The organism is Mesorhizobium sp. M0060 (assembly GCF_040323155.1).
Taxonomy (GTDB): Bacteria; Pseudomonadota; Alphaproteobacteria; order Rhizobiales; family Rhizobiaceae; genus Mesorhizobium.
This window is the reverse complement of sequence record NZ_JAMYUP010000109.1, coordinates 1-10,139: the sequence shown is the minus strand read 5'-3', so window position 1 is coordinate 10,139 and position 10,139 is coordinate 1. Positions and strand designations below refer to the sequence as shown.

The 10,139-nt window shown below is 61.1% G+C and carries 15 protein-coding genes; 2 read left to right on the top strand and 13 right to left on the bottom strand.

Features of this window, described 5'->3' with window-relative positions; translation table 11 throughout:
• Positions 1-38 precede the first annotated feature (38 nt).
• From NKJ94_RS36340 to NKJ94_RS36305, 8 genes are all read right to left on the bottom strand, one after another.
• Positions 39-1,145, bottom strand: a complete 1,107-nt coding sequence (locus NKJ94_RS36340) for a tyrosine-type recombinase/integrase (protein ID WP_352532458.1) — start codon at positions 1,143-1,145, stop codon at positions 39-41.
• The gene (locus NKJ94_RS36335; RefSeq protein WP_352532456.1) at positions 1,142-1,333 is read right to left on the bottom strand and encodes a hypothetical protein; all 192 of its coding nucleotides are present in this window, start codon (positions 1,331-1,333) and stop codon (positions 1,142-1,144) included. Before NKJ94_RS36335 ends, NKJ94_RS36340 begins: the two co-directional genes overlap by 4 nt.
• Before the next feature lie 210 nt (positions 1,334-1,543).
• A complete protein-coding gene (locus NKJ94_RS36330) occupies positions 1,544-1,855 on the bottom strand; it encodes a DUF2190 family protein (protein ID WP_352532454.1) in 312 nt (103 codons plus the stop codon).
• 18 nt (positions 1,856-1,873) lie between these two features.
• Positions 1,874-2,938 carry a phage major capsid protein gene (locus tag NKJ94_RS36325; RefSeq protein ID WP_352532452.1) on the bottom strand — a complete coding sequence of 355 codons (1,065 nt, stop codon included), beginning with the start codon at positions 2,936-2,938 and terminating at the stop codon, positions 1,874-1,876.
• A gap of 12 nt (positions 2,939-2,950) precedes the next feature.
• Positions 2,951-3,796 (bottom strand): head maturation protease, ClpP-related, encoded by an 846-nt coding sequence (locus tag NKJ94_RS36320; RefSeq protein WP_352532450.1) that lies wholly within the window; start codon positions 3,794-3,796, stop codon positions 2,951-2,953.
• 6 nt (positions 3,797-3,802) lie between these two features.
• Entirely contained in the window at positions 3,803-4,381 is a 579-nt protein-coding gene (locus NKJ94_RS36315) for a hypothetical protein (RefSeq protein WP_352532448.1), read from the bottom strand.
• Positions 4,382-4,470: 89 nt separating this feature from the next.
• Entirely contained in the window at positions 4,471-4,803 is a 333-nt protein-coding gene (locus tag NKJ94_RS36310; RefSeq protein ID WP_352532446.1) for a hypothetical protein, read from the bottom strand.
• Positions 4,803-5,462, bottom strand: coding sequence for a hypothetical protein (locus NKJ94_RS36305; RefSeq protein WP_352532444.1), 660 nt, complete (start codon positions 5,460-5,462; stop codon positions 4,803-4,805). Before NKJ94_RS36305 ends, NKJ94_RS36310 begins: the two co-directional genes overlap by 1 nt.
• Positions 5,463-5,554: 92 nt before the next feature.
• Here NKJ94_RS36305 and NKJ94_RS36300 point away from each other — a divergent pair, with 92 nt between their 5' ends.
• Together NKJ94_RS36300 and NKJ94_RS36295 are read left to right on the top strand one after the other, a co-directional pair.
• Positions 5,555-5,848, top strand: coding sequence for a helix-turn-helix domain-containing protein (locus NKJ94_RS36300; RefSeq protein ID WP_352532460.1), 294 nt, complete (start codon positions 5,555-5,557; stop codon positions 5,846-5,848).
• Between the two features lie 11 nt (positions 5,849-5,859).
• A complete protein-coding gene (locus NKJ94_RS36295) occupies positions 5,860-6,081 on the top strand; it encodes a hypothetical protein (RefSeq protein ID WP_352532442.1) in 222 nt (73 codons plus the stop codon).
• 57 nt (positions 6,082-6,138) lie between these two features.
• Here the strand turns inward: NKJ94_RS36295 and NKJ94_RS36290 are convergent, their stop codons facing one another.
• The 5 genes from NKJ94_RS36290 to NKJ94_RS36270 all read right to left on the bottom strand — a co-directional run.
• A complete protein-coding gene (locus NKJ94_RS36290) occupies positions 6,139-6,507 on the bottom strand; it encodes a hypothetical protein (protein ID WP_352532440.1) in 369 nt (122 codons plus the stop codon).
• Positions 6,500-6,715, bottom strand: coding sequence for a hypothetical protein (locus NKJ94_RS36285; RefSeq protein ID WP_352532438.1), 216 nt, complete (start codon positions 6,713-6,715; stop codon positions 6,500-6,502). Before NKJ94_RS36285 ends, NKJ94_RS36290 begins: the two co-directional genes overlap by 8 nt.
• 3 nt (positions 6,716-6,718) lie before the next feature.
• Positions 6,719-8,512, bottom strand: coding sequence for a phage tail tape measure protein (locus NKJ94_RS36280; RefSeq protein WP_352532436.1), 1,794 nt, complete (start codon positions 8,510-8,512; stop codon positions 6,719-6,721).
• A gap of 106 nt (positions 8,513-8,618) precedes the next feature.
• A complete protein-coding gene (locus NKJ94_RS36275) occupies positions 8,619-8,957 on the bottom strand; it encodes a hypothetical protein (RefSeq protein WP_352532434.1) in 339 nt (112 codons plus the stop codon).
• A 616-nt stretch (positions 8,958-9,573) separates the two neighbouring features.
• A partial coding sequence (locus tag NKJ94_RS36270; RefSeq protein WP_352532432.1) for a hypothetical protein occupies positions 9,574-10,139 on the bottom strand: 566 nt, incomplete at its 5' end.

Sequence of the window (10,139 nt, the reverse complement as noted above, 5' to 3'; positions counted from 1 at the left end):
AACAGGGGTTCGATTCCCCTTGGGCGTACCACCTTCATCTAATTTCCCTTTTCTTTCAGAGCCTTGCGGCGGTGAATGTCCAACTTTTCTACGGGGTTGGACAAATCCTGTTCTCTTTTTGCCCTGGACACCTTCTCCATGCCGGTGTCGCTGAGGCGCTTCCGATTGAATTTCTTGACGTAGGTCCGCGCCTCGTCAGGCGTGCGATGGCCGAGGAAAGCCATGATCTCCAATTCGCTCGCGCCGGCATTGCCAAGGCGCGTCGCACCGGCCTTGCGGAGGCCGTGAGAAGAACAGTGAGGAAGGCCGGCGGCAATGCACTGATCGTGAAACCAGTTGCCGAATGTGGTTGGCTTGTAGGGCCTGTCGCCGGTGTGTGTCAGGAACAACATCCGATCGCCAGGAACCAGCGCTAGAACCTCCTCGAGCTCCTCGAGGATGGGCAAGTCCACGTCGCCGCCGGTCTTACCGCGGCGATAGGCGATTCGCCCCTGGCGGACGCTCTGGCGCCCCAGCTTGACGACATCTTGCCGAGCGGCCCCGGAATTGAGGATCAGCCGCAGCGCGAGAGCCGCCTTGGAAGCGATGCCATGGTGCGCCTCGAACTGGCTGATCTCATCTTCTGCCCAGGTGTGGAAGCCATCCGGGTTTTCGGCATAGCGTTCTACATCAAGCGTCGGGTCGACGGCGATCAGCTTCTTGCGCATCGCGAAACGGCATAGCCTGCGAAGCAGTTTCAGCAGATGATTTGCGGCGGATGGGGTATCGGCCTTCTTGCCGATGATCGCCTCGACGTGCTCAGTCCGCAATGTTGCGACACGCCGCTTTCCATACGCATGGCTGAAGCGATCAAAATCCTTGCCGAGATTGTACTGCGAGATCGGTCGAAGCTTCTTCCACTTCGGCGAGCGCTTGTAGTGCTCAATCAGCCAATCGAATGTGCCGTATTGGTGCCGGGCAGGCATCGCGGCAGCGCGAGATCCTTGAAGCGCGGCCTCGTAGGCCTTGCGGAATTCGATAGACCCGTATTCGCCCGGCAGGTAGGTCTGCGGCACACCCTTTTTGCGGAAACGCCAACGCATTTTACCGTGGCGATCGGGGGCCGGCGAGACGCCGGGGAATGGGTTAGCCGCGCGGCGTTTCATGAAAGGACATCGTCCCATTCGCTGGCGTCATCGCCACCCTGCACGCCACGGCGCGTGGTTTCAACCTGCACCTCCACGCGGCCATCTGGGTAGGAAACAAACTTGGCCCGATCATAGCCGGCGAGCTTGGCCGCCTTGAAAAGGCGCGTCGCGTCGGCCTGGGTGATCAATGCAGCTCGGTTGGCCATAGTGCTATTTTTCCGACCCTGTGAGGAAATCGCGGATGCAGCCGGAGCGAACCATCCCCCCAACTGCATCCGCTTCGGCTGCCGCGCTGTACATCCGAGCGCGACAGGCCTTCTCGTGCGATTTCAACCAATCCCGGATCATGACTATTTGCCGGGCGGAATTGGCGTGAAAGGACGAACCGCGCGCCCCTGAAGGTCCCGGCAGATTCCTTAGAACGATCCGTTGAGCCTGAACTGACCGCCGCCAAGCGAGACGCCGAACTTCTTGTTTGTGCCGGCCGTGGTCGTCAGCTCGTCGTCGGCGACCACATAATAGGCGAGCGTGCCGGCGGCGAAGACATCACCGCTCTTCAGCGGCAGGTCCTTGAACACGCCTTGAAGGCGCGTTTGCACAACTTGGCCGCTGGCGGCGGCGCCGACGGCAATGCCGACGATGCTGCCTACACAAACGATATCTCCCGGCGCGCGGTCGACGGGCGCCGTCAACGGCACCGTATGGCCATCCTGGACAAGGTTTCTCATTGTCGGTCTCTCCTGATTTTACGCCGGTCCGGCGTTCTTGTAGGCGCCGCGATAGTCGATCCAGCCGGCGCCGAAGGCGGTGGAAACGCGCGTGATGACGGCGTGCCGGTTGATTGGCGCCTCTGTACGCACCTCCGGATCGTCCATGCCGTTGACGGTGCCATGCTCGAGGCTCATCTGCCGCTCCGGCCGGGCGAATAGATACCAGGCCTTCGGGTCGGCGAGCCGATGTTCGACGACCGGCGTCAGCTTGCCTGAGAACGGGTTGACCTCGTCGACCGAGGTGGCCGTGATCGCGGCGAGCAGCTGCTCGGCGGCAGTTTCGAGCTCGGGCGGAATGACCAGGAAGGACGGGTTGACGCCGATATCGCGCAGCCCGTCGATGTCCTTTTGTCGACGCATGGCGAGCCTTCCCGCCGAAAGCGTCGTCACGTCCAGAGCCGCACCGGCGCCAGCCAGGTTGCCGTGACTGGCGTGGAACACCGCGACGCCATCCGACAGCACCGGGTTCGATTCGATCCGGTTGACGATCACCCGCGCCTTGCCGTCGAGCACGGTCTCACCGATGCGAAGCGCCGGCTGCACCAGCAAGCCGAGATTGTCGTTGACCAGCGCTTCGGTCGTGATCTCGATCATCCGCGAGCGGATGACGGCAAAGGTCTTTTCCTTGCGTTCGCCGATCGTCCCATACTGCACCTCTCCGCCCTCACCAGGCGGGAGCAGTTCGGGGAAGAGACCGCCCTGGACGCTCTCCTTCTCGCGAAAATCTTCATAGGTCGTCTCGTGAGAGATGCGCAGGATTTCGGGGTAGTTGATGATCTGCGCGGCCAGCGCAGAGACAGAGACCGTGTCCGACAGGATTTTCAGAAAATCATCCGTCGTCATCATGGCGCGGATTTCGGTGCGCCCTCCGGTCTTCGAGGCAACCGCAGCCGCCGCATCGCGGAGACCCATGCCAGGATGTGCACGCGATACTGCGTCACCAAAGGCAGCGCGGACGATACCCGGCGAGTGCCGGTTCAACATGGCGATCGCCATCGGGTCGAAGAGATCGGCGGGATTAGGCTTGGGAGCTGCGCTCATCGGTTTTAGTCCTTACTTTGGGAGGAAGTCATTCCAGGTCGTGGGCCCGCTGCGGCTGCCGCGATTGCCAGGCTGCGCCAGTCCAGACATCGGCAGGTGTGCTGCAGCCAGGCGGCTTGCTTCATAGGCCGATGCTTGCGTCTGCCTGTCCTTTTCAGCCTGGCTGGACGCCTTTAAAGCATCCAGCTCGGCCTGCAGGGTGTCGGCGCGATCCTTCTCGGCCGAGGCCGAAAGCGGCTTCTCGCCGGCTGTCCAGTTGTTCTTGAGCGCCAGCGCCTTCAGCGCTTCCGGCGCCTTGGCATAAGCGCGATAATCGAAGGCGGCGAATGACTTGGCTTTCGCCTTGTCGACCTTGGTCGCGTAGCCAGCCTCGAGGGCTTCTTCGGCCGTGAACCAGATCTCGTCCTTCATCGAGGCGCGTACGGCATCCGGCGCCGCCCCAGCCCGCGCCGCATAGATGCTGGCGTATTCGCCACTCAGACGGTCGAGAAGTTCGGCCTGCTTGAGCTGCGCCGAGGCCGGCCCTACCGTGACGCCATGGGCCTCGTGCAACATCATCATGGTGCCAGCGCACATGATGATCTCGCTGCCGGCCATAGCAATCAGCGAGCCCGCAGATGCGGCAAGACCTTCGACGACGACAGTGACGCCGGCCTTGTGTCGCGCCAGGGCGTTATAGATGCCGATACCGTCGAAAGCGTCACCCCCTGGGCAATTGAGCCGTACAGTCAGCGGCTTGGAGCCATGCTGCGCCAGCACCCCGATCACATCGTGCGAAGTGAAAGCGTTAGGACCGAAGAAATCGCCAGCGACGGGGCCATGCAGGATCATTTCGCCATTCTGATAGATGTCGGCCATTGTGGGTTACTCCTGGTCCGTTTCAGGCAAGAGCGGTTCGGTGATGTTCAGATTCTCTCGCACCACCTGCGCGCGCTTCACAATCAATGTGAGGTTCACGAGGTTGATGGAACGCACATCGTCCGACCACCCCTCGGCATCGTTGTCGATTTGCCCCAAGACTTGCTCGCGCGTTCCCACAGCGGAGAAGTGGTAGGGCACATGATGGCGCTCGTACTCATCGACGATGCCGTCCCGCTCTTCGGTAGCGTAGAAGCCGATCCAGATTTTCTCGCCGGCAAGCGCGCGGCGAGTGCCGTTGATAGTCAACTCGGGACTTCCCTGCACCCGAAGCTTCGCCACGTCCCGGGTGAATGACGATGTCGTGCAAAGATCGTCGGCAATGGCGAGCATAATTGCCTCGATTGGCAGATAACCGCGATTTTCAACAAAGCTGTGAAAATCCGCCAGTTTCGATGCGTCTTCCGCGTCGATGGGGGCTAGCTTGGGTCCCAACAGGGGAATTTGATCCCGACGCTGAAGGGTTTTGAAGAGCTGCAACCCGACACCGGCGAGGGCAAGGTAGTGGGAACGAGAAAGGGGCATGTACAAGGCTCCGATGGGTGTCAGGTGACACCAGAAATGACATGACGCCTGCCTTGGTGTCAATTGACCCCACGGTTATTTTTTAAGTACTAGCCGTCGCCCATCGCCTCTATGTCAGCGACAAGGCTCTTCAGGATTGTTATCTCGCTTTCCTCGTCATCAGTGTTCCAGAGCGTTCTGACCCTCACCTTCGCAAGCAGACCCGCCAAACTTCTCGCCCGGGTGTGCATGACGCGATCGAACGCGCGGGCCGTCGCCGCAGCCTTTTTGGCCTCCTTCTCCTCCGCCTTTCGAACGATGGCCATGAGGCGATCCACTTCCTCTTCGAGTTCGGCTGTCCTGGCGGTAGCTTCCTTCCGTCGATCGTCCGCGGCGCGGAATTTTGCTTCGAGCCGTAGTAGCTTTGCGTCGGTTTTTCCCATCACGCCGCTTCCCCTGCCAGGCGCCTGATATCGGCGGCAATCGATATCAACGCATCGTTTTTGGCGCCGATCCTGTCGGCCGCCCGGAGCTTGACGACAATCCCTTCCAACGTGTTGGCCGGCATTGCCAAGATGCGATCGCCGACCTTGCAAAACTCGGCCGAGCGCGCGCTGTAGGCGGCTTCTGCAACATCAACGCCGGCCTCGCGATTTATCTCGTTCACCTTATCAAGGAAGGCCTCCTGCAAAGCCCTGTGCGCGGCCAGCTGCTCTTCACGAGACCTATGAAAATCACGCAAAGGCGCTGGCTGTTTCTCCGGAAACGCTAAGTCCCGAACAAGCATGCCGCCGGTCATTTCATGAAGATCGTCGGGCATGCGAGGCTCCACCCATCCCGCAGGTTGCGGCGGATAGAGCATGTCGGCCTTCCTGCCGACCCGGCAGCAGGCTTTGTTAGCTCGATGCATCTGCGCCTCGGCTTCCGCCATTTCCTGATCAAGCCAAAATAGGTCTGCGTCGGGATGCTCGGCAGGCTCCGCGGGAATAGCCGCCACCAAGGCAGCGGCGGCGGCTGACGATGCTGCCAAACTATGAAGGACCTGGCGGCGGTTAATTGACGGCAAGCCTTCGGCGGCTGCCGCAACGAGTGCGTTCGGCATTGTAGTTGCTCCTAGTTGGGCATCGTGATATCTATTGCGCATGATGCCCAACTAAGGGCACATTGTCAACACCATGCGCAACGTTGGGCTTGATGACTATTTCACCGGCACAAATACGGGCAGCTCGCGCCCTTGTTGAGATGGATCAGGCGGTCTTGGCTCGTAATGCTAGCGTGTCGCGAAATACCGTCGTGGATTTCGAAAAGGGCCGGAGGATGCCAAACCCTAACAATCTCGCGGCCATGCGCGCCGCCTTGGAAACGGCTGGCGTGATCTTTCTCGATAAGAACGGCGACGGACCAGGGGTGCGCTTACGGAAGGATGTCTACGAAGCTGAGGTGGCGGCGCGCGCCGGACAAGCGCTTAGGGCGCTGAAACGAGAATAGGAGCCTTGGGGATGGCAAAGGAAACCGACGATCAGATTTTGGAAAAAGTCGCCCGGGCGATTTGCGCCGCCGCTGGCGCCGATCCTGATGATGCCGTTCCGACCGGCAAGACGGTGACGCGTCGAGAGCGCAACGCGTTCATCCAGGAAAGCGAGACGCGCCCAAAATGGCGGGAGTTCGAAGCTGAAGCCCGTCGGCATATCGCAGCCTGGTCTGTTTTGCGCGAACATTAGAGCCTTACCCCCGGTCCCCCTCAAATCCTGAGCCCCTGCCCGCAAACCCTCGCAAGATCAGCGAGGACAAGGCTCCAACGCGCCGCCAAGCACGTAGACGATGCCGCCTTCCATCTCGCCAGCAATGCCGCCCTGCGCCTTCACAGCCGCCACGCCGGCCGCACTGAGCGCGCCTGTCGCCAGGTCGAGCTTTTCCCCGCACCGCTCGCAAGCCGTGCGCCATACGCCTTTGTCGCGCCGCCACGGGCCCATGGTGTGGCCTCGCGCGGTCGCCCGTCGCACCGCAGCCGCTTGCGCCGTGGCGATGCTCAACGCCGGCAGCAAAGGCGCGACTCGAGCGTGAAACGTCGGCAATGTTTCACGGGAAGAGGACTGAAACGGCCGTGAGGTGCGGCCGGGCAACGAGATCGACTTTTTTTTAGGCATTGGCCCCCGCGCCCCCGTCCGCCAGGTGTGCGGCGACTTGCTGCCAGAGATCGGCGATACGATTGCTTGCTTCGGCGATCATCAGCCTGTGAAACAGCCGCTCCTCCCGGTCGTCGATCTCGGCCATGGCGCAAGCGATCCTGACCAGCTCAGTGTGTTCTTCACCGATCCTCTGAAACCGCTGCGACAGAAATTCGCCGTCGAACATCGTTCAGCGCGGCCCCATCAAGCGGCCAGCAATCGAGCGTCCGGTATCGGCGCGCACTGCGGCAGGGGTCGGCGCCCTTGCCGTCGCGTTGAACGCTGCACCGGCCTCGGTGCCGAGCTGCTTGCCTATGCCGGCGACCATCGCTGCAAATATACCTCCGGCCTGTTTGGCGCCGTCGGTGATCGATTGTCCGGCCTGCTGGCCGCCACTGGCGATCTTATCCTCGATCTCGGCGCCGACGGGGGAAAACCAGTCACCGGCCGGTTGCGACCCGCCGCCCGCACCTGGCGGCAGCGACCAGGCGCTATCCGGCCGGTACGAGGATCCTCGGCCGTGCTGGGCTGGGTAGAGGTTGCTGCGCACCACAGGACCGAGCGGCGTCGGCGCGCCATAGGGCAGCGGAATGGGCACGCCATTGGCGTCAGTGCCGGCGCTGAAGCTCGGATCACGCGGCAAGCCGCCGCGCCGCGAATCGCCATATTGCTTGTAGGCGGCAGCCGCGCGAAGCTCTTCATCGGAGCGATAGCCGCCTCGCCGGGCCATCATGTCCTTGTCCTCGTCTCCGTGAGTGATGCCCCAGGCCGTGCGCGCGGCGAACCCGTGAACGCCGCTTTTTTCGAGACCGGCATTGACCGAGTTGGCATAGCCGAGTGTGTCGACGATGTATTTCAGCCCGTCGACGACGCCGAGCGATGCGGCGAAATCGCCGGCCTGAATCTGCAGCTCGCTAAGCGTTTCCTTGATCCGATCAAGGCCGGCTTGCGTGTTTTTCAGCAGCTGCGCGTTGTTGCGATCGAGGACGCCAGGTGCATTCGCCGCGATCTCCTTTTGGGCGGCGACGATCTCGTCGTAGTGTGCAAGGATCACGGTCGCGGCCTGGCGGGCTTCCTTGTCGCCGAAAATCTGGCCAAGCCGGTCAGCCTTGCCGCCGGTGGCCTCCATCAAAATATCATGCGTCACCTTGAGCATGTCCTCGCCATTTTCGCGAGCGGCCGACATGCGCTTCAGAAAGCTTCCGCTGATTTTTGAGAGCCGCTTCTCGACGTCCGGACTGGAAAGCTTTTCGAGAAAATCGCCGACCGACGTCGCGGCCTCGCCGACAGTTCCGGTATAGTTCGCCATCACCTCGAGGAATCCGACCATGCGCTGCGCGCCCTCGATCCCCTGGAACCCCTGCTTGGCCGCCGACGGCAGCAGCGAGGGAAGGAAGCGCGCCATGTCGGGCGCTTCGAACTTGCCGGCCGAACTGCCGGCGGCGATGATCGAGAAGAACTTTTCGGCGTCCTTGGTGGTCAAACCGAGCGACAGGCGCGCGGTGTTCCAGCTGTTCACGACATCCTCGCCCGATGCTCCGAGCGCCTGTTGCGACTTGGTGAGCAGGTCCAGATCGTTGCGTATGTCCGTCAGGCTGGCGCCGGCGGCCGCGTAGGCGCCGACCGTTTCCATGACCTGGTCAGACTGCAGGGCGTAGGCTTTGGCGAAGTGGTTTACATCCTGATACAGGCCCTGCATCTCGTCGCGCGACGCACCCAGCGTAAGGCCGATTCGCGTGAGCTGGCGCTCGACAGAGGCAAATTCCTTGATCGATTGCGTGAGGGCGTACCCCGCGACGGCAGGTCCAATAAAGCGCCCGATCGGCATGGCCGACATCGTGCGATTGAGCAGGCCTTGCGTCCTGTTGAACGCGATCGACTTCTGATTGACCTGGTTCAGCTTGGCGCCCATCTTATCGAAGGCGCCCATCGGGCCCAGCTTGGCAGAAAGCCGCATCACGGCTTCGATGGTACGATTGCTCATTTTTGGCTCCTACGATTGTGATATGCGACGGCGCGCGCGAACCAGGCGAGGATCTCCGACATCGGCATGCAGGCGACATCGGCCGCCCGCATGCCAAACCGGAATATCAACTCATCGGCGCGGGTTCCGACTTCGAGGCAGGCGAGGCGGTGGCTGGCTCGCCATACGTAAAAAAATCGAGCACAGCGACCCGAACCGCCCTGGCGTCTTTGATGCCGAGCTCGCCAAGCATGTCGAAGCCGGGCTCGATGACGCAACGGCGGACATAGGCGGCGACCGTTTCGACGTTCTCGATGACGACGTTGTTGCCGGCGGCGCGCTGCATCTCGTAGGGCTCGCCCAGCTGCATCAAGTCGTTGAACCGCGGCTCGCGCACCTTCACCGTTTCGAAGACAGCGCCATGCGCTTCATAGCGGCGGGACAGGGTGACGGTCTTCTCAGTCATTTCGCATTCTCCTTCAGGTTGCATGATGTGTGCTGCACGGGTCCGAACGCGTGTTGCGTGTACCGCCTGCAAAGTGGCCTACTAGAAAAATCCCGGGATCCCCCGGGCCCGTATAGGTCAGAGGCGCCTGATACGGTCCCTAGACCGGGGGGTGGCTGACGGCTCGCATGCCCGGTCTCACCCTTCGGAATTTGGCCGATGGTATCGGTAGTGCCGACATCCCAGCGCTCATCAACGGCTCGGCCTTTGGTTGTCGTCTGACTTCCAATACCCCAATCCATTGTTTTAATAACCTCTGCACCACTTTACGATAGTTTAGCGATAGTTTAGCGATAGTTTTATTGTTAGATTTCAATAGGTTCGATAGTTGCGATAGTTTTTAGACGCTATAGGGCTGAGAGAATTTATCCCGCACCCTGTTTTCTCTACGTATAGACCCGGCAAAACTGTCGCAAACTGTCGCAAGCCTTTGATTTTGTTGCGCTATTCTCGCTGTTTAGACTGTCGCAAACTGTCGCAAACTGTCGCAAGTGTCGCGCCGAAAAACGCAATAAAAACAAAGAAACCGCCAGTTTCGACAGTGCCGCGCCTTCAAAAAGGGGTACGGGGTTTTCGGTCATTTGAACCTGGCCTCGTAGGTGACCGTGCGGCCGGTCACACGCCGAATGCCGGTCCTGGGCATCAGCAATCCGAAGCGTGTGAGGGATAGACGCGGCGCGCCCGTCTCGTCAGCCCAATCAATGTAGGCCGTGTGAAGCTGCCGTGCAGCGATGCCGACCCGACAATCTGCGACCAGCCGCGCCTCGACGAATGCGGCGACGTAGTGCAGCAAGCTTAAGTCAGGGGGTCCGGGGGATTTGCCAACTAGCGGAAGCCCGAGGTCCTGCCACAGCTGGCGCGCTGCTCTGGCCCCAAACAATCGGCCGGCTGCATCGACGATCTTGGCTTTCGACGCCATTTCCGACCAGTTTTCCGACGTGGTGCTGGCAGCAGCGGCCGAGTTCGGCGATACTGCGCTTCCGGTTGCGTCGGTAGTGCCGACACAATCCTTTCGCTCATCAACGGAAGGCCGGTTGGACATCGCGGCGAAAGCTGCAATGTTTTCAATGGGGGCCCTGCGACCGGTTGGGCAACCTAAGTGCTTGATCTTACGAGAAACAAGCACGCCCCTTGGGCGTACCA

Excerpts from the sequence above, each read along its gene's own strand:
- NKJ94_RS36280 (WP_352532436.1), bottom strand. The coding sequence starts at position 8,512 with ATGAGCAATCGTACCATCGAAGCCGTGATGCGGCTTTCTGCCAAGCTG.
- NKJ94_RS36310 (WP_352532446.1), bottom strand. The coding sequence starts at position 4,803 with ATGGGAAAAACCGACGCAAAGCTACTACGGCTCGAAGCAAAATTCCGC.
- NKJ94_RS36290 (WP_352532440.1), bottom strand. The coding sequence starts at position 6,507 with ATGCCTAAAAAAAAGTCGATCTCGTTGCCCGGCCGCACCTCACGGCCG.
- NKJ94_RS36305 (WP_352532444.1), bottom strand. The coding sequence starts at position 5,462 with ATGCCGAACGCACTCGTTGCGGCAGCCGCCGAAGGCTTGCCGTCAATT.
- NKJ94_RS36285 (WP_352532438.1), bottom strand. The coding sequence starts at position 6,715 with ATGTTCGACGGCGAATTTCTGTCGCAGCGGTTTCAGAGGATCGGTGAA.
- NKJ94_RS36295 (WP_352532442.1), top strand. The coding sequence starts at position 5,860 with ATGGCAAAGGAAACCGACGATCAGATTTTGGAAAAAGTCGCCCGGGCG.
- NKJ94_RS36325 (WP_352532452.1), bottom strand. The coding sequence starts at position 2,938 with ATGAGCGCAGCTCCCAAGCCTAATCCCGCCGATCTCTTCGACCCGATG.
- NKJ94_RS36335 (WP_352532456.1), bottom strand. The coding sequence starts at position 1,333 with ATGGCCAACCGAGCTGCATTGATCACCCAGGCCGACGCGACGCGCCTT.
- NKJ94_RS36275 (WP_352532434.1), bottom strand. The coding sequence starts at position 8,957 with ATGACTGAGAAGACCGTCACCCTGTCCCGCCGCTATGAAGCGCATGGC.
- NKJ94_RS36315 (WP_352532448.1), bottom strand. The coding sequence starts at position 4,381 with ATGCCCCTTTCTCGTTCCCACTACCTTGCCCTCGCCGGTGTCGGGTTG.
- NKJ94_RS36340 (WP_352532458.1), bottom strand. The coding sequence starts at position 1,145 with ATGAAACGCCGCGCGGCTAACCCATTCCCCGGCGTCTCGCCGGCCCCC.
- NKJ94_RS36320 (WP_352532450.1), bottom strand. The coding sequence starts at position 3,796 with ATGGCCGACATCTATCAGAATGGCGAAATGATCCTGCATGGCCCCGTC.
- NKJ94_RS36300 (WP_352532460.1), top strand. The coding sequence starts at position 5,555 with ATGACTATTTCACCGGCACAAATACGGGCAGCTCGCGCCCTTGTTGAG.
- NKJ94_RS36330 (WP_352532454.1), bottom strand. The coding sequence starts at position 1,855 with ATGAGAAACCTTGTCCAGGATGGCCATACGGTGCCGTTGACGGCGCCC.